The sequence below is a fragment of the Olivibacter sp. 47 genome (assembly GCF_030372825.1).
GTDB lineage: Bacteria > Bacteroidota > Bacteroidia > Sphingobacteriales > Sphingobacteriaceae > Olivibacter > Olivibacter oleidegradans.
Genome location: NZ_JAUCNR010000001.1, coordinates 1,133,061 through 1,157,754, shown reverse-complemented (window position 1 = coordinate 1,157,754; position 24,694 = coordinate 1,133,061). Strand labels below are relative to the sequence as shown.

Here is a 24,694-nt window from a genome sequence, read left to right as displayed (position 1 = left end):
TAGGAGTTAAGTGAAACGTGTATAATGCATAAGGATTTGATTTCGTCTTAAGTTTCCTTTACCCCATATCGCTCTAATGCTTTTACTAGTTGCTGCTTTATCTGTTTTACCAAGATTTTCGGTCCTAATACCTTTATTTTAGCGCCAAAACCCAATAATTCCCGCTCGAGCTCAAAATTTAAAATTACCTTGATACTAAAGATCTTACCGTTATCTTGGTCGCTTAATAGTTTTTGCGTGTGATGCAAGGGTTTAGTTATAACATAAGGTGCATTATCTGCATCGATCCAAAAAACTACTTCGCACTCCCGTTGGTCGGGTGTTTTCGTTACACCAATACAGTTATCATAATAGGTTGCCAGATCCAATGTTCTATTTTCCCTATACGGTTCTTCGCGTTCTTCCACGGCTTGTATCCGATCCAGAGCCAAGTTCATAATGTGCGCATTCCGTTTATGCGGCATGCCCAATACAAACCAGCGGTTGCGATATTCTTTCAATAGGTACCCACTGAAGCAGAAGCTACTAGCCTCCCGGGCTTTAAAGGATTGATAGGTAATACAGATGGTTTTCTTGGCTGCAATCGCTTTACGTATTACCTCTAGCCATTCCAGACCCTTCAGGTCATCGTTCTTTTCAAAATCAATTACAGGCGTACTTTGCGTTTTTTGCGAATAAATCTTGTCTTCCAATTTACTTACCAGTTCGTTCAGATCGGTAAAATGGTTCAAGCCCTTAAATTGTTTTAATAATCCGGACACTTCACTCAACACTTCCATGTCCTGTTGATTCAGCGGGATACTGGTAATACTATAATTCTTGTCGCTGTAGGTGTAATATTTCTTATCAACCACTACAATAGGTGCTTCGTAACCTAACTTGTTACTGCGCATCATGGCTATATCCGCCTGCACGGTACGACGACTTACGCCCGTATCGATTCCATGGTATTCATAAATGGCATCGCTACAAGCTTCAATCAAGTCTTCAAGTGTCCACTTTTTAAAACGATTTTGGAGACATTGGTCGATCGTGCGGTAGCGAATCAGGGCGTTGCGGTTAATCGGCATAGTATCAGCAAATATTTTGAATGAATTTATATAATATTTCTTTACTGCGCAAATAGGTTGCGTACTTGTTATTTCTCTTTGTATTATCAAAAGCAGAGACATTTGATGAAACTCCGTTTCCAAACCGGAAAAGCGAGATTAGTTTAGAGACTTTAAGCATACAATAAAATTAATAGATATGGAAAAGGAAAAGATAAGCAACAACGAGTTAAAGGCATTAGGGATCAATGCTGTGGAAGTACTAGTCAATTTTAGCCGCGTAGCCAATGGTTTGTTAAAGCATAACGTAATGAATAAACCCGAAATACTGGCTAATCTAGAAGCTTTAATTGATGATCCTATGCCATATACATTAAAGAAAGGTGGTAAATTCAAAAACCTGGCAGAAGATGTGATTGCTTTGCGAAAAGAGGGTAAGTTTGTTAAACAAGAACGTAGCAACTTTAAACTGAAAGAAGAAATAGTTGACTTCCCGGTATGGGGCTTGGAACAGATTGAAGTAGGAGCCTTATCACAAATGCGGACAGCGGTACAATTACCGATTGCGGTCGCCGGTGCCTTAATGCCGGATGCTCATCAAGGTTATGGGCTTCCCATTGGCGGAGTGTTGGCCACTACGGCCAACACGATTATTCCATTTGCTGTGGGTGTCGATATTGCATGCCGTATGTGTTTAAGTATATTTGACCTACCTGCTGAGACACTCGATACCGAAACCGATAAATTAAAGAATCTGTTAGTTGATCACACCTATTTTGGTATGGGCTGTACTACCAAATCATATTTTGACAGCTCCTTATTCGATAGTAAAACCTGGGGAGAGACCAAGATAATCCGCAGTTTAAAGGATAAGGCGTACGCTCAATTAGGAACCAGTGGAACCGGTAACCATTTTGTAGAATGGGGTGAACTAACCTTAGGCGAAGGTGCCTTGAATGATATACCGGCGGGTAAGTATTTAGCGCTGCTTTCGCACTCCGGCTCTCGGGGCTTTGGAGGTGCAATTGCAGATCATTACAGTAGGATAGCGATGACTAAAACCAAACTTCCGGGCGAGGCTAAACATTTAGCATGGCTTGATCTGGATAAAGACGAAGGACAGGAATACTGGATAGCCATGAACTTGGCAGGGGAATATGCCAGTGCCAACCATCATGAAATCCATAACAAAATAGCACGAGCCTTAGGACTTAGACCCATCATGATGATCGAGAACCATCACAACTTTGCCTGGAAAGAGCAACTGGCTGATGGTACTGAAGTAATGGTACACCGTAAAGGTGCTACGCCGGCAGGTGAGGGTGTGTTGGGAATTATTCCAGGTAGTATGAGTGCGCCCGGCTTTTTAGTACGCGGTAAAGGTCATACGCCAAGCATCAACTCGGCCAGTCACGGCGCGGGCAGGGCCATGAGTCGTAGCGCAGCTTTCAAAACGTTGGATAGAGCGGTCGTTGCTGCTGACTTAGTTGACAAACGCATCACCTTGCTCGGAAGCGATCTCGACGAAGCACCTATGGCATATAAGAATATCCATGCGGTAATGGCCGCTCAACATGATCTGGTTGACGTGTTGGCTAAATTTGAGCCAAGAATAGTCAGAATGGCAGATGCACGCGAGAAACCGGAGGATTAAGGAAGTTGTTCTACCAAATGATGATAGTGTGTAGACCAGTTACTAATTTGCTGCTATGAAAGGGCTGGAAGCCTATATTTTGCAATTTGCTAAACTGAGTCCAACATATCCCTGCCCGCAACCAAGCGGGCAGGAAGATAACGGTTAAATCATATTGCCGAACTAACGCCGCCGTCAACCAGGTAATTGGAACCTGTGATATATTGTGCTTCCGGAGACGCAAGGAACCTCACCAAATTAGCAATTTCTTCGGGGGTAGCCATTCTGCCCAACGGAATATCCCCAATTTTGCTCATAACGAGTTTAAAGGCTTCATCTACCGTTGTATTTGATGACTTTGCTAAATTTTCAATAAAGTCCTGCATCAATTGAGTTCTCACTGCTCCGGGTGAAACAGTGTTTACACGTATACCTTTTGAGCCAACTTCGTTCGCCAATGCTTTACTGTATGCATTTAATGCCGCTTTGGCTACAGAATAAGTCATTGTAATATCCCAAATCGGCTGTTGTGCAACATAAGTGGAAATGTTGATAATTACACCACTTTGCTGTTCAATCATAGTCGGCAATAATGCTTTGTTAATACGGACGGCGGACATCAAGTTCAATTGTAATTCATTGTTCCAATGCTCGTCCGAAAGTGTGCTGAAACCGCCACCAGGTCCCAGATTACCTCCAGCATTATTCACGATAATGTCGATTTTTCCATATTTATCCAAAATTTCTTTTGCGACGATGTTTGCACTTTCGGGTTGAGCAAGATCGGCAGCAATAAAATAATACCCGTTTGGATTTTCCGTCGGTTCGGTTCTGGCAGTTACAATAATTTGAGCGCCTCCGTCGCCTAATTTGTCCGCAATCGCTTTTCCGATACCTTTTGTACCGCCTGTTACCAAGGCAATCTGTCCTTCTAAAAAACTGTTCATAATGAATACTTGAATTGAATGTTTATATTAATTTTGAAACGTTTGTTTTAAAATAAGTCAAAAAAATTTAACACCTTAATTGGCGAATGATAAAATCTGCCATATTTAAAATTTTATTTCGATCTTGATGTAAAATGAATGAATTGTACCAACCGATAAATGTACTAACAAGATAATCCGCAACAGTATCTGCGTTCTCGTTTTGACCAATCTGATGCTGGCTTTGTGCTTTTTCTACTAAATCTTTCAAAAACCGGTGTGTAAAATTATCATAGGATGTTATGATCGCCTGTATTTCCGGGTCGTCCCCTTCTATTTCAAAAGTTGCCTTTACGCACAGGCAGCTGTTCGGTTCAGTCGTAATGATGTCTGCTGCATCTTTAATAAAGCTTTCAAGAGCCTGGATCGGCGAGGCGAAACTTATATAACGCTGCTCAACCGCATCAATTCGCATTTTTATATAATGCTTGATACACCTAACAAACAAGCGATGTTTATCGCCTATTGTGTTATAAAGACTGCTACTATTAATTTGCATAGCATCAGTTAAGTCGCGCATAGAAGTAGCCGCATAACCTTTTTTCCAGAAGACTTCCATTGCCTTCTGTATGGCTTGTTCTTCATCAAATTCTATCAATCTTGCCATGATGAAACAAAGATAAAATATTTTTGAAACAATTGTTTTAAAATTTAAAGAATTTCTGCTGGATGCAATCATAACTTCAGGCTATTTTTTGTGGCTAATGTCATTGGGTTCTCATGGTCTCTTCTATTCGGCCTGAGAGCTATTCGCATGCCATTCAAAATGAGACAATATGTCTGAACTTTGATAAGATCTTGTAAGATCCGGTGATCCCTTTTATCTAATTTTAGCAGCTCACTAATGGCCGATATTAGTTTCTATTCCCAAAATCAATGAATAACAATAATCTTTTCACAAAACCCCATTACCCTATATTAGACGGTTTACGAGGCATTGCAGCCATAATTGTAGTTACTTTTCACTTGAGCGAACCTCTGTCGACCGGAAATCTGGACAACCTTGTGAACCATGGTTATCTGGCCGTTGATTTTTTCTTTCTGTTATCAGGTTTTGTGATCGGCTATGCTTATGACGATCGTTGGCATAAAATGACGCTCGGAAGCTTCTTAAAACGTCGGGTCGAACGACTTCACCCTTTGGTAATTCTGGGAATGACCCTCGGAGCGATCGGATTCTATTTTACCGATTCGGCAATCTGGCCACTTATCCATACGGTTCCCTTGTGGAAGTTACTTCTGGTCATGCTGATAGGATATACAATATTACCGGTACCATTAGCTCTCGATATTCGAGGTTGGGAGGAAATGCATCCGCTCAACAGTGTCGGTTGGTCTTTATTTTTTGAATATATTGCTAACATCCTTTATGCCACGATAGTAAGAAAATTCTCAAATAAGGCATTAGCGGTTTTTGTTTTCATAGCAGCAGTAGCACTTGCTCATTTTGCTATTACCAGCCCCAAAGGTGATGTAAGCGGCGGCTGGACGTTGAATGCCGAACACATGCGCATCGGGATTACCCGAACAATATATCCCTTTTTTGCAGGCTTGTTACTTTCCCGTGTAGCGAAATTAACCCGCATCCGGAACGCCTTTACATGGTGCAGTATTTTAGTAGCCACGGTACTGTATATGCCACGGATTGGTGGCGCGGAACATCTTTGGCTGAACGGTGTTTATGAATCTGTATGTATCATCTTCGTTTTTCCCCTTATTGTATATCTGGGTGCTAGTGGCATTGTTTCTACAAAAACGGAACGTAAGCTATGTAAATTTCTTGGCGACATCTCGTATCCACTTTATCTGGTGCATTATCCCTTTGTTTACTTTTATGTTGCTTGGATCAGTAACAATAAGGGGGTAACCATTCTACAGGCCTGGCCATACGCCTTACTTATTTTATGCGGCTCCATCGTTTTGGCTTATGTCGCCCTGAAATGGTATGACGAGCCTGTGCGGAAATGGTTGAGAAAAAAACTTGGTTAAGTACTATAAATGTAGTTATTCTTAAAGTTTATTCATTTCTTAAAGCGTGTATCGGATTGGCAAAAGCGGTTTTTAAGCAATGCCAAATAACCGTTGTAAAAGCGATAATGAAGGTGATCAGTAATGATATAGCAAATGTCCACCAACTGATTGGACTCTTATAGGCAAAATTTTCAAGCCATTGATGAATAAAATACCAAGTTAGCGGCCAGGCGATCACATTGCCGATAATAACCATCAATAGTACATCTACCGATAAAAGCGTTACCAAGTTTTGGATGCTTGCACCTATTATTTTGCGAATTCCAATTTCTTTCGTCCGAATTTCAGCTGTATAACCAATAAGGCCTAATAGCCCCAAACACGAGATTATGATTCCAAGCAATGTAAATGCCAACACAATAGATGTCATTGTATTTTCCTTCTTGTAAAGAGAATTCACCTTTTCATCTAAAAAAGTGTAGGAGAATAAGGTGTTGGGAGCTATTTGCCTCACTTTCTTTTGAAGGAAAGCAAGCGTACTTTCGACGTTTCCTCCCCTTATTTTAATGAGCATGGTACCTGTTTTTTGAGGTGCATATTCCAATACAAGCGGTTCAATTTGATGGTGTAAGGATTCAAAATTAAAGTCTTTAATAACACCCACAATATTGCCTTGTCTTTCAATTGTGTGATTCGTGAGCGACTGGTTAACCGGGTTTTCGAGTTCAAGTTTCGCTACGGCTTGTTCGTTGAGAATAAAAGCACTTGAGTCACCAAATGCTTTTGAAAAGTTTCGACCTTCTTTCAACGTAATATTAAGAGCGTTCAAAAAATTATCATCTACGCGAACGACTTTTAAAGTTCCAAAGTCCTTATTTTCCGGGTTTTTAGTAGGAGCAATAAACTCAACGCTCAGGGGGTCGCCGATTATGTTTGATGTTCTGGCGACGGATAGAATATTTGGATTAGCGAGAAACTCAGTTTGTAATAACGAAGAGTTACTTTCTAAGGTCTTTTTAAAATCTCCGTATAATTTGGCCACAATGACTTGGTCTTTATCAAATCCCAATTCTTTGTTTCTAAAATATTGCATTTGTTGATAAATCAATAAAGTTGAAGTAATCAACAAGCCTGCTATGATAAATTGAAATACAACAAGAGACTTCCTGACGTATACTGCCGTTGTATTTGGTGTTTTAATCGATTTCAAAGCTTTTACCGGTAGGAAAGAAGACGCAAACAAAGAGGGAAATAATCCTGAAATTAAGGTGATTGTAAAAAGGATCGCTAGTATAATTGATAAATTTCCGTGTTGCATGATATCCGAAAGCGTATTGGATTTGCCCGTTAATTGGTTATAAAATGGAAGGATCAGCCAATATAACACAACAGCTAGCAGGGTAGAAATGAAGGTGAGTAAGAAGGCCTCTAACAGAAACTGCAGAATGAGCTGTTTTCGGCTAGCGCCTACAATTTTTCTGACGCCGACTTCTTTTAAGCGCTTTAATGCTTGTGTGGTGAATAAATTAATGAAATTGACACAGGCCATAAGCAAAACAAGCGCTTCAATAGCAATAAAAATATAGATATAAGTCATGCTACCGTTTGGGCTCAATTCTTGCGCTAAATTCGATTTAAGATGAATATCAGTGAGTGCTTGTACCCGAGCACTCTGTGCAAATTCCGCTATTTGTTCATCACTAGCCTCTCCTTTTAGGTAGTTTACATAAAATTGCGTCAAGTCTCGCTTAATACGTTTAATAGACTCCTTATGGTTAAGCTGCACATAGGTCCACCCAAACATCCATCCCTTGCTTTGCGTCCATCCTGGATAAGTTTTTTCAACAAGCGACATAAAAGTGGGCATGGAGACAAGAAAATCAAACTTAAGATGGGTGTTTTCGGGTAAGTCATCTATCACCGCTTTAACCCGAAAAGCTTCCTCGTCCTGAAAGATCAATTGTTCTCCTAAAGGGTTCTTTTTACCAAACAGCTTTTTAGCAACAGATTTGGTTAGTACGATCGTGGAAGGTTCTTTCAATGCTTGAAAAGCATTTCCGATAATGCTGTTTAAATCAAACATATGGACTGTGGAACTATCGGTATAGAAACCCTCTATTTCCATCTGGTTGTTATCATTTGTGCGCGCGACGTTAGTTCCGGCCTGTGCGAAGCGTGTTGTTCGCTCTATTTCAGGGAAATAATTTTTTAATCCCTCAGCTAAAGGTGGAGCGGATTTAGACCATTCCGTATATACCATTCTGTAAATACGGTCGTGTTTTGGGAATGATTTGTCATAATTGAGCTCCTCTTTAATATATAATGTTAAAAATAGCGTACATACGATGCCCAAGGCTAGCCCCAGCAGGTTGAACAGACTGTTAGCTTTATATCGAAATATATTTCGCCAAGCGATTTTGAAATAATTTTTCAGCATAATCTCTGTATTTAATAACGCTTTAGTTATCTGGATAATAATTGGTATGTTTTAGATCATTAGTCTTATTGTCCAATATATACAGTATTGGTTAAATTCAATTATTCAATAAATACCTTACCAAAATACTTCCATAAAACTAAGTGATTGTAAATCATATTTTTATGCTTAAATAAAATAAAAGTCCTGTGCGAAATCGGACGCATACTGTTCGGTTTCGCACAGGATTTCCTTAACCCCACAAAGCTGTTCGCTGTTCCATTCCCAATATCGACCGTTTTGCTATCAATTATACTGACTCGCATTAGCATTGCTTTCCCGCTCTCAAACTCAAATTATTCATTAGACGGAATAGTTGAGATCTCCTTCTTACTTATTATCAAGTTGTTCGGCCAATCCTATGAGAAGTCCTTCCGGTCCGCGGATATAGCACAGTCTATAGCTGTTTTCATACTGGACTACTTCGCCGACAAGCTCAGCGCCGTGCCGTCGTAGCCTAATGAGTAATTCATCGATGTCGTCTACGGTAAACATAGCCCGTAAATAACCAAATGCGTTCACAGGAGCGGTCCGATGGTCGGAGATGACGGCTGGTCTGAGAAAACGTGAAATTTCAAGGCGGCTATGACCGTCAGGTGTGACCATCACGGCAACCTCTACATGCTGGTTGCCAAGTCCCGTAATGCGGCCTGCCCATTCCCCTTCAATCGTGGCTCGCCCTTCGAGCTCTAAGCCAAGCTCTTCGAAGAATGAAATGGTCTCATCGAGGGATTCTACCACAATGCCGATATTATCCATCCGCAGTAATTTACTTTTTGCCATAATAATCTTTTCTTTTTATAAGTCAAATGATGATCGGGTGATTTCGTAGCTTTCTTTCAGAGAAACATCCCCGGTCGAACAAAAACGAATTTAGATAAAAGAAGCAAAATAGATCTAAGCCAAAAAATCGATAAGGCGTTTCTTGTTATAATTAACAACCTCATTCGGTTTATATTTGCTTTTACCCGTTCTTCGGTGCCGATGTCGTCGATTCCCGTAAAACAATTATATAACCGGAGATAGAAACTTCTACATCATTAGAATGATATTTGGCTGTACCATCAAGTAGCGCATTTTAAGGTTTGCGTCGCAATCGTTCATAGACTAATAAATCCTTTAAGATTTTTCAAATGAACAAGCTGGCTTCGAACTAGCTACTCCTTAGAAAAAACATCGTAGATCCATAAGCCAACGGCCGCTAAGATTCCATATAATAAAGTGAAAAAGGTTGGCATGACGATTACCACCAAAAATTCTTTTCGCACAGAAATAGTCCATACAAAAAGCGATATCCAAAGGACAACTCCAATAACGAGAAGAAGACGTCTGATTCCGGGTGGAGGTAGGTTAAATTTGGCTTTCATAAGGTTTTTATCTAAGATAGCCATAAAACAACCTAAATATGGTATACAATTTAATATGAAAACTTGAGAAATATTATATATTGAAAGATGACTAATGCGATTAAAACAAAGTTCACGATAGAACCTGTCAGACAATTTGTAAAGAGTTTTTAATAGAGATAGGTACAATAAGGCTTAATGAACGCGATATCATACTATCTGTCCGAGCTGCAGGAGAAGGTTGTGACGTAGTCATGGTCCTTGAGTGACAACAACATGCCTGTTCCAGCACCATAACCAAGGTGTTCGATAAAGCAACATCCTGAATCACGCAAGATGTTGCTTTTGTTTGTCCTATCATTACATCTGATTAAAGCAAATACGCAACGTGTCGTTTTACTTAAAGATGAATTTTTTATCGTATTAAAATCAACACGCGTCCTCTTTGATAGCAGTAGGTTGAGAAATACGAGAAAATCAAGTTGCCGGTTTGCTATAAGCTAATTCGCTTACTTTGTTAAGGTCAATAACAATTCATCCAACTGCTGAAAATCTACGGTCATTCCTTCTTTAAAGCCCATCTCAATTTCCGTTTCGAGATCGGCAAGTGAATCATAGGTCAGTAACATGTCTACACGGACCTTATCACCCACTTCTATAAAATTGTTCTCCCATAAATTTACGGGAAATGCAGGATTTATCGTGCCGTTTTCATCACTGAATCCGCCTTTCGACGCAAATGATTTTTCTGTTACAATAGAAATGAAATTCGTTCTAGCGTAATGCCTTTCGCCTTCAGGACTTACCATAGCGTAAAGCCAAAAGCCACCTACCCGAAAATCCATCGTCTTCGTTTCGGCCCTCCAAGGTTGTGGTCCCCACCATTGGTCGAGTAATTCCGGGGTTGTCCACGCTTGCCAGACTAATTTTAAGCTGGCATTAAATTCACGTTTGATTTCGATTGTCATGTTTTCCTTGTTGACGGTGAAGTCAAATAATAAATTGCTGTTCATGATTTCCATTTTTATGTTCAAAATATTTTTTGCGTCGTTCAAAATCTATTAAATCCATCTTTTTTAACTCTTTCACACACTCCGAATGAGGTCAATCAGCACTTTTACCGCTCTCGTCATTTGTGCTCAGTTGTTTCTGTTTTCCATCGGTTACTTATTTTGCATTTTTGCCAATAATTTATCGAGATTATCAAAGCGGTTTTCCCAGATTTTTCGGAAGTGTTCCAGCCATTTGTCTATTTCTTTCATTTTATCAATCTCAAGCTGATAATAGATTTCTCTGCCTCTTTGTTCATGTTTTATGAGTTCGCATTCTGTCAAGATGCGCAGGTGCTTGGAAACCGACTGGCGAGTTGTGTCGAAATGCTCGGCAATCGCATTAGGTGTCATGGCCTGTATGGCAATTAACGTTATGATAGCCCTTCTTGTTGGGTCGGCTATAGCTTGGAAAACATCCCTTCTCATTTTTTTATTAAATTAAGAAACCAATTGGTTGCAAATATATGTGCAACTTTTCGGTTTCGCAAATTTTCTTTCAACTTTTTATCCGGTCTTTTTAACAGATATTTTGCAAGCTCCTTTTCTTAAGTAGGTAGGGTAAGATACAATATACTCCATTCCTGAAACCGAACATAGCAATCGGGGGCCTTTCGGTCTGTTTCGATTTCTCCTGATTATTGTAGTAGTAAACAAAAGGTAAGCAGACCTTTAAAGGCATCTATCAAGATCAACGCTCAGTATTTCGCTTTAATAAAGCTGAAAGTCATTTCAATACACTATTCAGACACTTCAATTCATTGCATTTAAAAATTTGTTCAAAAGATGCTTGCTTTGCGAAATATATTTCAACAAGACAATCGTTTTATTCAAGAAGTAATGGTAATTTGGTTTTCTGTCTTTTAAAAATGATGCGCAATCAAGAAGAAACAGTTCATGTAAAAGGAAAAAGTAAGGCAAAGCGGTTTATTCTGGTTGCGTTTACTTTTATTTGTTCATATGTAACTTCGTTCACTATATTTCCCTATGCCTATTGGAAAAGTTATTTCGGCATGCCAATTTTCTCGCTCGTCATTGACGTGTTGATCAATTTAGTATTTTGTTTGGTAATCGTAGAGTTAAGTCTCTTTATCGATCACATATTAAATAAGAAAATATCATGGATAACTCATCCTATAAGGCGCTTACTGGTCCAAACACTATTACACATCTTAGGCACCCTGTTCCTCATCATATGTTTGGTTTTTCTTTATTATGTGTTTGGTAAACAAAATACTAATCAGTCACCTTATGTAGGCCTAAGAGAAGGGTTATATACGGTTATCGCGGTCATACTGTGGGCGCTAATGGTCAGCGGTTTAAACACAGGATATTATTTACTTGTCAATTGGAAGACAGCCACAATGACGGCCGCAGCCTATAAAATAAAAGCTGCAGAGCACAAACAACTAGCAGCTGAGATTGAGCTGCAAGCCTTAAAGTTACAACTTGATCCACATTTTGTATTCAATAACCTGAGCGTGCTTTCAGAATTAATACTAAAAGACCAACAGTTAGGGTACGCCTATACGGAAAATTTTACAAAAGTTTATCGGTATCTATTGGTCAACTCGAAAAAGAAGTTAGTTCCTTTGTCCGAAGAACTTAAATTTCTAGATGCCTATCTCTTTCTTATTCACAATCGCATGGGGAGTGGGAGCGTCTTTCAGATCAATATTGATGAATCGAAGCTTAACATGTTGATTCCACCTATCACACTTCAAATCTTCATCGAAAATGCACTAAAGTATAATCGTACAGAGGAGGAAGATCCCTTGGTCGTCCATATTTATTCCAATGACCAGGACGAGTTGGTGGTATCCAATTCCCTATTGCCTTTGATAAAAAAGCCTCATTCTACAGGCATAGGTTTAAAAAATATCATCAGTCGCTATGCGCTATTGAGCGACAGAGTGCCCTCTGTGGAGCAAAGCGATAAAACTTTTACGGTAAAAGTACCCCTTATCACATGAAGCATACAATAAGAAAAATATTGATCCTCGAGGATGAAAAGCTAAATGCCGAACGAATCCAACGGTTAATGCGCAAAATAAGACCACAAATCGAGATTGTCAATGTCTTGCCCAGCGTTAAAAAGACCGTGGATTGGCTTGCCGACAACGATAATCCTGATTTGATTATCATGGATATTCAACTGGCAGATGGCCTAAGTTTTGAGATTTTTAACCTAACAGACGTGAAATGCCCGGTCATATTTACAACAGCGTACGACGAATATGCAGTTAAGGCATTCAAATATAATAGTGTGGATTATCTGCTCAAACCTATAGAAAAGGATGAGTTGGAAGCTGCCATTCTAAAATTTGAAAACACCGTACAGCAGCCATACCAGCAGTATGCATTAATCGAAGGGTTACTTAACCATATCCAGCCGAAAGTATACCGCGCACGTTTTCTTCTTCCATATCGTGATGGTTATAGGAAGATTCAAGTCGAGGACATTGCTTTTTTTTATGCGCATATGAACGTCAGTTTTGCCAATCTAATGAACGGAGAAAGAGTGGTAGTTCCGCAGACCCTGGAAACATTGGAGCAGGAACTGGATCCGAGGTTTTTTTTTAGGGCGAACCGCCAATACATCATTCACGTCAACTCCATTGAAAAGGTCTATAATTTTTTCAATGGCAAATTAAAGCTTCACATAAAAGACAGTACAGACGAGGTTATCGTAAGTAGAACCAAAGCTCCTTTATTTAAATCGTGGTTAGATTATTAACTAACGATTTCTCCATCGGCTAAGTTACTCCTCGAGGTATCGTTGCGCTTTTACAGTTTGCTGTGTCAATCCGCCACTCTATGCTAAACTTTAATCACTTCACCAAAAAAGTAACCGTTCTCGATGGAGAGGAGGTTTACTTTTGTGCCTTAAGATTAACACAAAATTTAAGAAAAATGAAAAAAGCAATTTTAAGCGTCTTTTTGGGATTCTTCTTTTTTAACATGTCGTATGCACAAAAGTATTTCGGAAAAACCTACACGGCTACAAAAAATGTCGATGAGTTTTATGATCCTGCCGATGTTGAAAAGGAATACACGGTTATGGGGAAAACTGAGCTTGCAAAAGGTTTTCGCTCATTGGAAAAAACACAGCAGAAAATTATCGACTTGGCAAAAGAAAAAGGAGCTGATGGTATCATTTTTTCGATTGAAGAAGAGGTTCTTGGAACCTCCAGTTCAACTGGTGGTAGCGTAAATGAAAAAAAGAAGAACAAAACAACCGTTGTTGGAAGTAGTACCACTATGGATTTAAAAGAAAAGAAAATCAGGGCAACCTTTATAAAATACAAAGAATGATTTGCTGCAACAAAGCCGTTTAGAAAACGGCTTTGTTGTTCTCCGATATAAGGTCGATGAACAGTATGTTGTTTAAGTTGCGAACAATAGGCTTTAGTGGTTCTACCGGAACGGTAGTTACAATAGAAAATGAAATGATGATTATAAGGAAGTGGAAGCCGGTGAGACTTATGATTTTCGTCGAAAAAAGTATTTTTACACCAACATTAGCATATTACTAAAATTAAGATGAGCATGAATTCGACACAAGCAGATTACTGGATAAATCATTTAAGATTAAAACCACACCCAGAAGGAGGATATTACAATGAAGTCTTCCGCTCGGAGCAGCAAGTAACAAGGAAGGGAGAAAGTCAACTAAAAAATTCGTGCACTTCCATCCATTACCTGCTACAAAATGCTGATTTTTCCAGTTTTCATAAACTTCAATCAGACGAAATATGGTACTTTCATGTGGGTTCCCCACTTCACATTCATATCCTCAGACCAGATGGCCAATATGAAAGGAAGGAACTCTCCATTAATGAGACAGGGTCATTATCTGTAATCATCGAAGCTGGGGCATGGTTTGCTGCGGAAATTCCCACCCGCAGCGGTTTTTCTCTTTCAAGCTGCGTGGTTGCTCCAGGTTTTGAATTCTCAGAATTCGAGCTTGGAGAAAAAGATAAGTTAATTGACAGGTATCCTGCTCATACAGAAATTATTGATAGACTTTGTCTAAAATGATTTTCATAAAGTTAATTACCATTGTAAGGAGCCGAAAACTTTCCATCAGTTACGGTTATGTATTCATCACCGCCGGATAGCCTTAATTTTCCCGAAAAGGTTCCTTTTACGCCCCAATCTGTCAAGCTTGTGATGTTAAGTGTAAATTCGGTACCCGTGCTTCTGCCGCCACTATATACAGTGGTCCAAGTCTTTCCATCCTTAGCATGCTGTATATAGTACTGACCATCCAGCTCTGGAGTGCTTCCACCAGCTACCGAATAGGTCTTTTCTTCTGCGCCCTCCGGTAAAACCAAATCAATACCAAAACCGGGAGATGTCGCTGTATTCTCTTCTTCCCAGCCGCTAATTACCACAAAATGTATGGTTTCTTCAGCGGGTTTATCATTGGCATTTACATGATAGTTAAAACGATGTTCTTTACCATTTAGCTTACAAATCAAGTATTTCTCTGCAGAATCACCAATATCGCCATCGCTTTTATTACAGGCGGATAGTCCAGCAAGTATAAATAGTGTGCATATTATAATGGAGAAGTTCGTTATTTTGTTTGTTTTCATGAAAATACAATTTGGATCCTTTGACTTAGCCCAAAAATAGTTTCTAATAAAAGTAGACGCAATCAATAAAAGCCAGCCTAAGATGAGCCTCGTACATAGATTAATATAAAGCGCAAATCTAAAGCGCAAATCTAAAGAGACATTCTTATTAGATACAATACCCGTAAATAAGTATTTTTAACTAACTATAAATAAGTACTAGATTGATTATAAGTTGATCCATAACAGATATAAAGGCCATGGTAAAACTCACGATTGCCAAAAAGGCAAAAGCAAAATGTTGCTACCAACATAAAAATTTACTTACTAACAGAACAACAGCTATTAAATGAGGTGAACAAAGAATTAGCAATTTTTGAAGGTAGTGATTAAATAAAAGCCTCGATTTTTTTCGGAGCTGTTGTTTGTTATTCTCTAACCTTTCCAACGTCTCGTCGTTGAGCTAAGCGGTTCACCTGTTTCAAGTAACGATCGTTACAACTATAACGAACTAACGGAAAAATTAACCAACGGAAGTTCCATACCAAAAGTTTTGCCTAATTTACGGTATTGGAGATTATTTCAAATTGGTTCTCTTGGTCAGGCATTTGAAAGGTGCTCAGATATTTATTTAGGATTGACGTTGTAATTGGAAACGCTGCATTGGCCTCAAATCTTTTATTTCTACTTTTCAGTCTAGCCTTTATCGTTGAAATAGGAGTATTCATGTAAATAAGAAACCATTTTCCGTTGTTATTTTCTACTATTTGTTTAAAGCTATCACGCTTTGCTTTTTGCCAGAAGCTAAAGTCGACAACTACGTTTCGCTTGGATTTCAAGAGTTCTAAAAATTTGACAAACAATGCTTTGTCAGCTGAATCTTGCAGTTTTTCATATTCTTCTTCGGCATAATCTATTCCAAATTTCCCATAGTTATTCCAAATCTCTTCGTCAATGGATAACCTATGAAAATTATAACCCTCTAGCTTCTTTGCGAATGTCGTTTTTCCCGAGCCTGACAGTCCGCACATTAAAACAACTTTTGGCTCATGTTTACAGTTTAGAATGATATTGATTACTTCACTTTCTGTAACTATCATCTTTAACTCCTATTCGATACAATATTCATTATAATGGACACATTTTAATATGTTGCCGGCTCCTCACAAATAAGCCGGCGTCTTTCTTATAAAATTCTAGTCAAAATTAACCAAATCTAACAGAAGATCAGCTTAAATAACTGTTGAGGTTGAGCGGATATCACGCTTTGACTGCCGTTTTTTAAAATAGCCCTCCATTAAAACCAATACCTATTCATCTCGTTTAAGAATCTATTGTCTTCAATAGGATATTTAGAACTCAAAACAGCATCTATCCCACATTTCGGACAGATCGCGGTTTCGCCGTTAATATCATTGATCCATTCGAAAATCTCAGATGGAGGGTATGTCTTTTTACAATAAAAACAGCCACATAATTTGCTGCTTAATATTTCTTGTCTATGCGAAGAACTGCCTTTGTGCGCAATTTTTAAATAACTGATATGATAAGTCTCTTTCATTGATTTCTTTGGAAAGTTATATCAGCTCCTCATAAATCCAATAATTCTCCTCATCATAACATACAAACGTTACTTTAATCTCTGCGCTACTGAAGTTGAGAAATTCCTTGACGGTATCAATTGCGATTTCGGCAGCCCGATCTTTGGGAAATCGATAGACACCTGTACTAATATTCGGAAAAGCGATCGACTGGAGCTGATGTTCAACCGCTAATGCCAAACTGCTTCTGTAAGCTGAGGCGAGCAGCGCTTCTTCATTGTTTTTGCCCCCATTCCAAGTTGGACCTACTGTATGAATCACAAATTTCGCCGGGAGATTACCACCCGTAGTGATAACGGCTTCGCCCACCATACAGCCTCCTTATTTTGCACGGATGCGCTGGCATTCTTCCAATATCGCTGGGCCACCCGCACGATGGATAGCTCCGTCAACGCCACCACCACCGAGCAAGGATGAATTAGCCGCGTTTACAATGGCATCCACCTCAAGTTTTGTAATATCTCCTTTTAAAAGCTCTATCATATATATACAAAGGTGCTATTATTTTGTATACTTAATTATTTATTAAAGAAGTCCTTTTTGTAGTAAACCATTTTCTTTTAAAAGTTGATATATTTCTATGAAGAAGCCTTCATCAACTCTTCATAAGTAATCTCTCCTAAGGTAGATCTTTGCAGCGCTACCGCTAAAGTATTTACCCTGTTATGGCGCTCTCGGCAATAGTGCAAATATGCAAAGCAAGCTCGAAAGATGGATATGAAATATGACTTTGACGAAAGCCGAATCCGTATTGAATATGCTAGTTCGATCGGAAAACTCGAACAAGAGGCCAGATTAAATAGGGTAGGACTATGGCATGACCATAATCCCATTGCACCGTGGAAATGGCGTAAGCCGAAAACAGTAGTTGGTAATCCTAATTAAACAAAGCGACATGGATCTTATTCTTTTACACCCCACTCTTTTGGTGCTACAAATCCCTTTCTGCCCTGCCCATAGGGAGGAACTTGTTTCGAACTTTTGATCGAATTATACGTTTCCAATTTTGTTTTTAAATCCTTGTAAATAGTCGTTTCTGTATCTTTTAAATCTTTTCTTTCCCCTATATCTCGGGATATATTAAATAAAACATCCGTTTGTAATTTCATTATCGAGTTATTATTACCTGCTTCTATTAATTTCCAATTACTGTTTACCAGCGCTCCCTCCCCAAGGTAGAAATTTCGCTGTATGCCTGATTTGCTTCCATTTAATACCGGGTATATGCTTATTCCGTCCAGCGGGTTCTCGGGTGCTTCTGTAATTCCGGCTATATCCAGCAAGGTTGGTAAAACATCTACATACCCGGTTACCTGCTCCATAGTCTTTCCTCCTTTTAACTTTGCAGGCCATTTTATAATGGCCGGTGCCCTTACGCCGCCTTCCCATTCGGTAAATTTAGACCCTTTCAGTTCTCCGGATGACCCGGGAGAATCCGGGGCATACCCGTTGTCACTAAAGAAAAGAACGATGGTGTTATCTTCTATGTTCAATGTTTTCAATATTTCTAAGACCTTCCCAATGTTCCCATCTAAACTCCTGACCATGGCTGCATAAGTTTGCTTTTTAAGATCGTCTTCTCCGCGAGGTTTTAATAGGTCTTCTTCTTTTGCTTGAAACGGCCCATGAGGCGCATTAAAAGCCAAGTACATAAAGAATGGGTTTTCCTCTTGACTGTACTGCCTAATCCTTTTTACCGCCTCATCCGCAAGTAAGTCTGTCGCGTAACCTTCATCATAGCTTGAATTAAAATCATTATGCCAATCTAATTCGCCCTCTCGTTTATGCGTAAAATAATCGATCGCTCCATTTAAATGACCATAGAAATGGGTGAAACCCCTATGTAAGGGATGATATTTTAAGGAGGCATGTCCCAGATGCCATTTTCCGATAATTGCCCTGTTCTTATAACCCGCTTTAGCCAGATATTCGGGCAAAAAGGTCTCGTCAGTGTTCACGCCAAATTTAGACCAGGGTGGAATAACGGTTTCTCTTAAACCAAACCTGTCCGGATAACGACCGGTCATCAGTCCGGCACGGGTAGGGGAGCAGACTGCCGCCGTGTAGAACCGGTTTAAGCGAATTCCGTCTTTTGCTAACTGATCGATTACAGGGGTTTTGATGGTGCCTCCCAGATATCCTAAATCTCCCCATCCCAAATCATCTGCCAGAATAATTAGAATATTAGGTTTTTTCGATTGCGCCATAAGCAGGATGACGTGCATGCATAGCAATACGATTAGTAATGTTACTCTTTTCATATGATCTGACTTAAGCAAATACTATTTCAGTTTTCCTTCTTTATCTACTTTAAAAGTAGAGAAAAGTGGAATGAATTGCTAATTTTAAATAAGAGGAAAATCCGATGAGGAGGCTGCAGAAATCGAGGAGGTATCCGTTGACTTCATTCAAGTCCATGCAGATTTAGCAAAGAAGAACTGAACAAAATTCCATTAATAGAAAAAAAGCCATCTCCTTTACTATCTGCAAGTCGTTTTCGATGGCCTGTATCAAAAATAATCGATATTAAAATGTAAAAAAGAAAACAGATTTGTTGTTTTTGTATGGCAATTAAATTAAATTCGTGTCAATTAACCGTTATATCCCCCCTGTTAAACTGACTAAAGGACGTGTTTTTAAAAAAAAATATTCCATTTTTATGTCAGTAAGCAAGAAAATGTCGGACATCGATATCTTCCTAAAACTAAAATCGGGCAATACTAAAGCTTTTGAGCTAATTTATCATAAATATTGGTCGAAACTTTTTGATCAAGCCTATAAAAGACTTGCTGACGAAGAAATTGTTAAAGAATTTATACAAGAGTTATTTACGGAATTGTGGCAGAATAGAGAGGTAATACAAATTCATACTTCCATTTCATCTTATCTGCACCAGGCTTTAAAATTTAAAATATATAACTACTACAAATTACAGCAAGTACAAGACCGTTATAGACAATTCGTCTATGAGCAACATGGCCCCCATTCAACAAATAATTTAACAGAAGAACGGATAAATTACATCGACCTACATCAAGCTTTAAAAAAAAGTATTGAAAAATTACCTAATCAAACCAGGCGCGCCTATAAATTAAAGCAAGAAGGCGGGTTAACCTATCCCGAAATTGCTGCCGTTCTAAAAATATCAACCAGTACTGTAGAAAAACATATTATCAAAGCACTTAAAGTAATAAGGAGGGAGCTTAAACACTTCATTTGGCTATTATTTACCATATTTTTAAAATAATCGAAAAAAAAGTAGAGGTACTATGCCTGTTAAATTTACTATTAATTGTATTTACATCCCGAATGGATCAAAATAACATACATAGAGCAGAAGAAAACCAGATGTCCCGGCGTTTTGAAGCCTGGTATAATGCAGCAGATCACTGTAAAGCATATACCGAAACACTTTCTGCACAAACAAAGCAAGCGCTTGGCAATGATATGTTATTCCAGATCAAAACACGCGCAAATATATCGTCCCCGAAGAAGTATAAACCTTCGAATCAAATGCTTTGGTGTGCCGCTACTGTTATTTTATTATTTGCGGTCTTTGTATTCTTACAAAAAGGTCCTACCATAACATATACAACAGGCTATGGCGAGATCAAAATGATTCATTTACCCGACGGATCACAAGTGAAATTAAATGGCCATTCCAGTTTATATTATCGTAAAAGAAATTTTAACGCCCACCGGGAAGTTTGGTTAAACGGTGAGGCGAGCTTTCTTGTTGTACATAAGCAAAACAATCAACGGTTTAGCGTACATGTATCCGACAGCACCTCTATTGAGGTCCTAGGCACAGAATTCAATGTGCAAAATAGAAACCAAACTTTGATAGCATTACGCGAAGGTAAAATCAATTTTCGATGTATTAGTAAACAAGACAGTTATAAAATCGAGATGCAACCGGGGCAGCATTTTATGCTGGCTAAAAACAGTCGTGATTATCAGCTGAAAAACGATGTTGCCATCGATGCGTTTTTTCTTTGGCAAAAGCACAAGCTATTACTTAGCAACAGCACACTTAACGAAGTGATTTCCGTATTAAAAGCAACTCAAGGTGTAGAAATCGTCCTAAAAGATGACAGGTTACTAAAGAGAGATGCTTCAGGATCTATGCCCTTAAATGTGGATATTGATGAGATGATTTCTAACATTGCATTATTATACGATCTGGATATTAAGAGAAAGAATAATCGATTCTTATTTCAGTCTAAGCAACACATTACACACCAATAGGAGTCGATAAAAGCCATCATTATTGCAAAAAGCTACACGCATTTTTGTGCGTAACGGCTCTTTATTGTCTTTTTTTAACATTCAAACCCACAAACATGAGATCATTACTAATCAACATCATTATGCGCTGCTAAGCCAACCGTCTAATTAGCAACAGAACAGGTAAGATTGACCTTGTACTACCCAAATCAGTAATATCCATTTCTGGTTAATGAAACCGTTTTGCCTTTTAACAAACAATCCTAAAACAAATATTATGGCTCGTAAAATTCTAAAAATCATATGTCTAACAATGGTATTGAGTGTGTTTATGCCTCCAAAGCTCATAAAATTGATGGCAGCTAGTTCTGAATCCTTCAGCCCATCTTTTCAAACGGTGAGTCTCGAGGAGGCTTTAAAAAAGCTGGAAGAAAAGTTCCATGTCTCCATTGCATATCGTAGCGGATTATTAAAAAATAATCAGATAGATATGTCCGTACTTCAGCATGCATCCACGATCGAAGCAGCCTTATCGAGCGCATTAGCAGACCGAAAGTTAAGCTTCAAGAAGAACAATGATCGGTTTTTCGTCATTATCGAAAAAAATATACCGAGCGAGATAGCTGCCGTACAATCAAAGCCGGTAAATGTACAACAGCGAAGCGTACGTGGTGTAGTGACAGACGAGCAGGGGCAACCCATTCCATTTGCAGCAGTGAAAATAAAGGGCACTACCTTGGTAACGAGTACAAACGAAAAAGGCCAATTTGTTATTAATAATTTACCCCCTGATGCAATTTTAATCATTACCTATATGGGATACAGACCAACGGAAGTGCCTGTGTCCGGTAAAGCCGAGGTAAACCTACAAATGGAACCGGTAGCTGCGGAGTTAAATGAGGTAGTGGTAGTAGGTTACGGTGTACAGCGAAAAGAAGAATTTACTGGTTCTGCAACCCGCATAGGAGGAGAAAAACTGGCCGATCAACCCGTCCAAAGTTTCGACCAGGCATTGGCCGGCAGGGCATCAGGTGTCAATATAGCGCAACCTAATGGTGTATTAAACAATGCTCCCGTTATCCGTATCAGAGGTGTTAACTCCATTTCTCAAAGTTCTTACCCACTTATTGTGGTGGATGGGATTCCGATCAATGCAGGAGAAAGTGTCTCATCGAATGCCAATGTCACTAATAACCCTTTAGGAGATATCAATCCGGCGGATATCGAATCGGTTAATATATTAAAAGATGCGGCCTCCACTTCCATTTATGGCTCCAGAGGTGCCGCTGGTGTCATGATCATCACCACTAAAAGAGGTAAAACAGGTAAGGCACGCGTAAATTATGAGGGATGGACGGGCATATCCAACCCCGTAAGGCTGCCAACAATGCTTAATGCTGCTCAATTTATGGAGATAAAAAACGAAGCTGTACTGAATTCAAAGATTTTAAGTGGGAACGCTGCTAACGACAATGTCGCGAGTGCGTATTTCTTCCCCACTTATAAGGAGGATGGATCATTAGTGGACACACGCTGGTATGATGAAACTTATCGCACCGGTTTTTCCCATAATCATAGTCTTAATGTGACCGGGGGTTCAGAGGATACCAAATATTTCTTTTCTACCAATTACTCAGATCAAAAAGGCTTTATCCGAAATAACGAATTTGACAGAATTGGCGTGCGTTTCAATGTAGATCATAATTTAACGAACTGGTTAAAACTAACAGGAGGAGCTAATTATACGCGCAGTAATAATCAATCTCCCAACACGGGATCACTCCGGGGGAACGCTTTCTTACTCACCGGTATTGCTCGTTTAGCTTGGCTAACGGCCCCCAATGTTAGTCCGTACAATCCCGATGGCACTTACAATATAGCTAGCAGTACCAATTCGATGGGGATGGGAAACAATACAGTAGTTAGTAATTTCTATAATCCTACCGCCTTATTGGGTTTGAACCGATACGATGCACAGAATGATCATATTATTGGAAATGTGGGAGCTACGGTAACCTTGTTGAAAGGCTTAGATTTCAAAACAAGTTATGCATTGGATTGGACTAAAGTGGAAAACAAAACATTCGAAAGTGCCCTACACGGACCAGGTTTTACCCCTCAAGGTAATGCTGTCAACACAATTAACAATATCAACACCTGGAATTGGAGCAATACGATGTCCTTCAGAAGAGCTTTTGGTCAGCACAACCTTTCCCTATTAGGTGGCTATGAAGTGCAGCATTTTTATTTCAATCGATGGGGTGCTACCCGTACACAGGTATCCGATGAGTATTATGAAAATTTTGAGGGAAGCTATGGACGTATTATACCCTTTGGAAGTATGCTAGATGCCGAATCTTCGTTGATCTCTTATATTTCGAGGATAAACTATGATTTCGACAAGCGTTATTTTTTAACGATCAACTTCCGAAGAGATGGTAATTCCATACTCGGAGAAAAAACAAAATTCGGAAATTTCGGCGGGGCTTCCATTGGCTGGACACTTTCAGAGGAGAATTTCTATAAAGGGTCTTCTCTAGCGGAAACCTTAAACAGTATAAAATTGCGTGGTAGTTGGGGGCGGGTAGGAAATGCCAATAATCCAAACAAGTTTGCCTCGCTCAATCTTTATGAATCGGCTCTGTATGGAGATGCACCTATGTTGAACTACTATCAAGCCGGAAATAGCGGTTTGGAGTGGGAAACCAGTGACCAGACCAATATTGGAGCGGACTTAGGTTTTTTCAACGACCGTTTGCAAGTAGAAATGACTTATTTCTATAATAACGTAAATGGATTAATTCTCAATGCTCCGCAAACGCCGTCGAAAGGAATACCCAATAACGGCATTATGTTAAATGTTGGCTCTATGTACAATCGCGGATTTGAATTCACCTTCAATGCCCGTGTTTTAGAACAAAACGGTTTTACCTGGAATTCATCGTTTAACTTTACAACGATTAAAAACCGTGTTACAGCCTTGGCAGAAGGCAATGCCGACATTGTTGGTTCTACCAGTACGGCGGCAGAAGCCACTAATATTACCCGGGTTGGCTATTCCGTTGGAAGTTTATATGGAGCCAAAACGGATGGTGTAAATCCCGAAACAGGACAGCGTATTTTCATCAACCGCGCCGGCGAGCGGGTGCAATATAGTCATGCGGTGGCTGCGGGCGAAAGCAGATGGACCTATCTGGACGGTTCACCTGCTCAGGCAATTTCGGGTGCCGACTATTACCTGCTGGGAAATGCCCTTCCAACCTGGTATGGTGGGTTTGACAACACACTTCAGTATAAAAACTTTGACCTCAACTTAAGTTTTGTATACTCCGGTGGTAATTATATCCAGAATGGCACCAAAGCTACCCTGCGCGATCAGCGCTTCTGGAATAATTACACCGAAATCTATGATCGGTGGACAAGCCCGGGCCAGCAGACAGATATCCCGCGCCTCGTGTATGGCGATGTTATTTCAAACGGCTCATCTTATCCCATATCAGAAAATGTGGAAAAAGCAGATTTTCTCAGATTGCAAACCGCGTCATTGGGCTATCGGCTTCCGACAAAACTGCTGGGCAAATCCGGCATTAGTTCGGTGCGTTTTTATGGTCAGGTGTTCAACGCATTCATCATTACAGGCTACAGTGGTTCAGATCCGGCACTTTCTTCCAATGGTAACGACAATTTAACGCCGGGCGTTGATAAAAATTCTGTACCGCAGGCACGCACTTTCACACTCGGTGTCAACATAGGCTTCTAGCAGGATTCAGTTTAAA

The 24,694-nt window shown here is 39.5% G+C and carries 21 protein-coding genes and 1 pseudogene; 10 read left to right on the top strand and 12 right to left on the bottom strand.

What is annotated here, in order from left to right:
- Window positions 1-47: 47 nt before the first annotated feature.
- Window positions 48-1,070, bottom strand: a complete 1,023-nt coding sequence (locus tag QT327_RS05100) for a helix-turn-helix transcriptional regulator (RefSeq protein WP_013668230.1) — start codon at window positions 1,068-1,070, stop codon at window positions 48-50.
- A gap of 178 nt (window positions 1,071-1,248) precedes the next feature.
- On the opposite strand from QT327_RS05100, the gene QT327_RS05095 reads away from it, so the two are divergent.
- On the top strand, window positions 1,249-2,703 hold the full coding sequence (locus QT327_RS05095; protein ID WP_130856565.1) for an RtcB family protein: 1,455 nt from the start codon (window positions 1,249-1,251) through the stop codon (window positions 2,701-2,703).
- A 149-nt stretch (window positions 2,704-2,852) separates the two neighbouring features.
- Here QT327_RS05095 and QT327_RS05090 read toward each other — a convergent pair whose 3' ends face one another.
- Both QT327_RS05090 and QT327_RS05085 read right to left on the bottom strand, forming a co-directional pair.
- Window positions 2,853-3,629 (bottom strand): SDR family oxidoreductase, encoded by a 777-nt coding sequence (locus QT327_RS05090; protein WP_130856566.1) that lies wholly within the window; start codon window positions 3,627-3,629, stop codon window positions 2,853-2,855.
- Window positions 3,630-3,696: 67 nt separating this feature from the next.
- Window positions 3,697-4,275, bottom strand: a complete 579-nt coding sequence (locus tag QT327_RS05085) for a TetR/AcrR family transcriptional regulator (RefSeq protein WP_041388747.1) — start codon at window positions 4,273-4,275, stop codon at window positions 3,697-3,699.
- A gap of 269 nt (window positions 4,276-4,544) precedes the next feature.
- Here QT327_RS05085 and QT327_RS05080 point away from each other — a divergent pair, with 269 nt between their 5' ends.
- Window positions 4,545-5,657: an acyltransferase family protein gene (locus tag QT327_RS05080; RefSeq protein WP_130856567.1), complete on the top strand. Its 1,113-nt coding sequence runs from the start codon at window positions 4,545-4,547 to the stop codon at window positions 5,655-5,657.
- A 28-nt stretch (window positions 5,658-5,685) separates the two neighbouring features.
- On the opposite strand, the gene QT327_RS05075 is transcribed toward QT327_RS05080, so the two are convergent.
- The 5 genes from QT327_RS05075 to QT327_RS05055 form a co-directional block, all read right to left on the bottom strand.
- Window positions 5,686-8,076 carry an ABC transporter permease gene (locus QT327_RS05075; RefSeq protein ID WP_149106206.1) on the bottom strand — a complete coding sequence of 797 codons (2,391 nt, stop codon included), beginning with the start codon at window positions 8,074-8,076 and terminating at the stop codon, window positions 5,686-5,688.
- 369 nt (window positions 8,077-8,445) lie between these two features.
- A complete protein-coding gene (locus tag QT327_RS05070; RefSeq protein ID WP_130856569.1) occupies window positions 8,446-8,898 on the bottom strand; it encodes a VOC family protein in 453 nt (150 codons plus the stop codon).
- Between the two features lie 374 nt (window positions 8,899-9,272).
- Window positions 9,273-9,482, bottom strand: a complete 210-nt coding sequence (locus tag QT327_RS05065) for a hypothetical protein (RefSeq protein WP_130856570.1) — start codon at window positions 9,480-9,482, stop codon at window positions 9,273-9,275.
- Window positions 9,483-9,970: 488 nt separating this feature from the next.
- Complete coding sequence (locus QT327_RS05060) at window positions 9,971-10,474, bottom strand: SRPBCC family protein (RefSeq protein WP_130856571.1); 504 nt, start codon at window positions 10,472-10,474, stop codon at window positions 9,971-9,973.
- A 150-nt stretch (window positions 10,475-10,624) separates the two neighbouring features.
- Window positions 10,625-10,939, bottom strand: a complete 315-nt coding sequence (locus QT327_RS05055) for an ArsR/SmtB family transcription factor (RefSeq protein ID WP_013668221.1) — start codon at window positions 10,937-10,939, stop codon at window positions 10,625-10,627.
- Window positions 10,940-11,379: 440 nt separating this feature from the next.
- On the opposite strand from QT327_RS05055, the gene QT327_RS05050 reads away from it, so the two are divergent.
- The 4 genes from QT327_RS05050 to QT327_RS05035 all read left to right on the top strand — a co-directional run bounded on the left by QT327_RS05050 (window position 11,380) and on the right by QT327_RS05035 (window position 14,551).
- Entirely contained in the window at window positions 11,380-12,483 is a 1,104-nt protein-coding gene (locus tag QT327_RS05050; RefSeq protein WP_289552252.1) for a sensor histidine kinase, read from the top strand.
- Window positions 12,480-13,247 carry a LytR/AlgR family response regulator transcription factor gene (locus QT327_RS05045; RefSeq protein ID WP_130856573.1) on the top strand — a complete coding sequence of 256 codons (768 nt, stop codon included), beginning with the start codon at window positions 12,480-12,482 and terminating at the stop codon, window positions 13,245-13,247. The genes QT327_RS05050 and QT327_RS05045 overlap by 4 nt, the downstream gene beginning before the upstream one ends.
- Window positions 13,248-13,423: 176 nt before the next feature.
- The gene (locus QT327_RS05040) at window positions 13,424-13,825 is read left to right on the top strand and encodes a hypothetical protein (RefSeq protein ID WP_130856574.1); all 402 of its coding nucleotides are present in this window, start codon (window positions 13,424-13,426) and stop codon (window positions 13,823-13,825) included.
- A 234-nt stretch (window positions 13,826-14,059) separates the two neighbouring features.
- Entirely contained in the window at window positions 14,060-14,551 is a 492-nt protein-coding gene (locus QT327_RS05035) for a cupin domain-containing protein (RefSeq protein ID WP_289552251.1), read from the top strand.
- A gap of 11 nt (window positions 14,552-14,562) precedes the next feature.
- Here the strand turns inward: QT327_RS05035 and QT327_RS05030 are convergent, their stop codons facing one another.
- From QT327_RS05030 to QT327_RS05020, 3 genes and pseudogenes are all read right to left on the bottom strand, one after another.
- On the bottom strand, window positions 14,563-15,111 hold the full coding sequence (locus QT327_RS05030) for a hypothetical protein (RefSeq protein WP_289552250.1): 549 nt from the start codon (window positions 15,109-15,111) through the stop codon (window positions 14,563-14,565).
- Window positions 15,112-15,647: 536 nt separating this feature from the next.
- A complete protein-coding gene (locus tag QT327_RS05025; RefSeq protein WP_130856576.1) occupies window positions 15,648-16,190 on the bottom strand; it encodes a P-loop nucleotide/nucleoside kinase family protein in 543 nt (180 codons plus the stop codon).
- A 477-nt stretch (window positions 16,191-16,667) separates the two neighbouring features.
- Window positions 16,668-17,174, bottom strand: a pseudogene (locus QT327_RS05020) (O-acetyl-ADP-ribose deacetylase).
- A gap of 228 nt (window positions 17,175-17,402) precedes the next feature.
- Here QT327_RS05020 and QT327_RS05015 point away from each other — a divergent pair.
- Window positions 17,403-17,576 (top strand): hypothetical protein, encoded by a 174-nt coding sequence (locus QT327_RS05015; RefSeq protein WP_157622304.1) that lies wholly within the window; start codon window positions 17,403-17,405, stop codon window positions 17,574-17,576.
- A gap of 17 nt (window positions 17,577-17,593) precedes the next feature.
- Here the strand turns inward: QT327_RS05015 and QT327_RS05010 are convergent, their stop codons facing one another.
- Window positions 17,594-18,952 carry a sulfatase-like hydrolase/transferase gene (locus QT327_RS05010; RefSeq protein WP_289552249.1) on the bottom strand — a complete coding sequence of 453 codons (1,359 nt, stop codon included), beginning with the start codon at window positions 18,950-18,952 and terminating at the stop codon, window positions 17,594-17,596.
- Between the two features lie 398 nt (window positions 18,953-19,350).
- Here QT327_RS05010 and QT327_RS05005 point away from each other — a divergent pair, with 398 nt between their 5' ends.
- From QT327_RS05005 to QT327_RS04995, 3 genes are all read left to right on the top strand, one after another.
- A complete protein-coding gene (locus QT327_RS05005; protein WP_289552248.1) occupies window positions 19,351-19,938 on the top strand; it encodes a sigma-70 family RNA polymerase sigma factor in 588 nt (195 codons plus the stop codon).
- 62 nt (window positions 19,939-20,000) lie between these two features.
- Window positions 20,001-20,939, top strand: a complete 939-nt coding sequence (locus tag QT327_RS05000) for a FecR family protein (protein ID WP_289552246.1) — start codon at window positions 20,001-20,003, stop codon at window positions 20,937-20,939.
- A 256-nt stretch (window positions 20,940-21,195) separates the two neighbouring features.
- On the top strand, window positions 21,196-24,678 hold the full coding sequence (locus tag QT327_RS04995) for a SusC/RagA family TonB-linked outer membrane protein (RefSeq protein WP_289552245.1): 3,483 nt from the start codon (window positions 21,196-21,198) through the stop codon (window positions 24,676-24,678).
- Window positions 24,679-24,694 lie beyond the last annotated feature (16 nt).

Coding starts and splice junctions, on each gene's coding strand:
- QT327_RS05095 (WP_130856565.1), top strand. CDS start 1,249: ATGGAAAAGGAAAAGATAAGCAACAACGAGTTAAAGGCATTAGGGATC.
- QT327_RS05065 (WP_130856570.1), bottom strand. CDS start 9,482: ATGAAAGCCAAATTTAACCTACCTCCACCCGGAATCAGACGTCTTCTT.
- QT327_RS05035 (WP_289552251.1), top strand. CDS start 14,060: ATGAATTCGACACAAGCAGATTACTGGATAAATCATTTAAGATTAAAA.
- QT327_RS05015 (WP_157622304.1), top strand. CDS start 17,403: ATGGATATGAAATATGACTTTGACGAAAGCCGAATCCGTATTGAATAT.
- QT327_RS05085 (WP_041388747.1), bottom strand. CDS start 4,275: ATGGCAAGATTGATAGAATTTGATGAAGAACAAGCCATACAGAAGGCA.
- QT327_RS04995 (WP_289552245.1), top strand. CDS start 21,196: ATGGCTCGTAAAATTCTAAAAATCATATGTCTAACAATGGTATTGAGT.
- QT327_RS05070 (WP_130856569.1), bottom strand. CDS start 8,898: ATGGCAAAAAGTAAATTACTGCGGATGGATAATATCGGCATTGTGGTA.
- QT327_RS05080 (WP_130856567.1), top strand. CDS start 4,545: ATGAATAACAATAATCTTTTCACAAAACCCCATTACCCTATATTAGAC.
- QT327_RS05055 (WP_013668221.1), bottom strand. CDS start 10,939: ATGAGAAGGGATGTTTTCCAAGCTATAGCCGACCCAACAAGAAGGGCT.
- QT327_RS05100 (WP_013668230.1), bottom strand. CDS start 1,070: ATGCCGATTAACCGCAACGCCCTGATTCGCTACCGCACGATCGACCAA.
- QT327_RS05075 (WP_149106206.1), bottom strand. CDS start 8,076: ATGCTGAAAAATTATTTCAAAATCGCTTGGCGAAATATATTTCGATAT.
- QT327_RS05005 (WP_289552248.1), top strand. CDS start 19,351: ATGTCAGTAAGCAAGAAAATGTCGGACATCGATATCTTCCTAAAACTA.
- QT327_RS05010 (WP_289552249.1), bottom strand. CDS start 18,952: ATGAAAAGAGTAACATTACTAATCGTATTGCTATGCATGCACGTCATC.
- QT327_RS05040 (WP_130856574.1), top strand. CDS start 13,424: ATGAAAAAAGCAATTTTAAGCGTCTTTTTGGGATTCTTCTTTTTTAAC.
- QT327_RS05045 (WP_130856573.1), top strand. CDS start 12,480: ATGAAGCATACAATAAGAAAAATATTGATCCTCGAGGATGAAAAGCTA.
- QT327_RS05000 (WP_289552246.1), top strand. CDS start 20,001: ATGGATCAAAATAACATACATAGAGCAGAAGAAAACCAGATGTCCCGG.
- QT327_RS05090 (WP_130856566.1), bottom strand. CDS start 3,629: ATGAACAGTTTTTTAGAAGGACAGATTGCCTTGGTAACAGGCGGTACA.
- QT327_RS05025 (WP_130856576.1), bottom strand. CDS start 16,190: ATGATAGTTACAGAAAGTGAAGTAATCAATATCATTCTAAACTGTAAA.
- QT327_RS05060 (WP_130856571.1), bottom strand. CDS start 10,474: ATGAACAGCAATTTATTATTTGACTTCACCGTCAACAAGGAAAACATG.
- QT327_RS05030 (WP_289552250.1), bottom strand. CDS start 15,111: ATGAAAACAAACAAAATAACGAACTTCTCCATTATAATATGCACACTA.
- QT327_RS05050 (WP_289552252.1), top strand. CDS start 11,380: ATGATGCGCAATCAAGAAGAAACAGTTCATGTAAAAGGAAAAAGTAAG.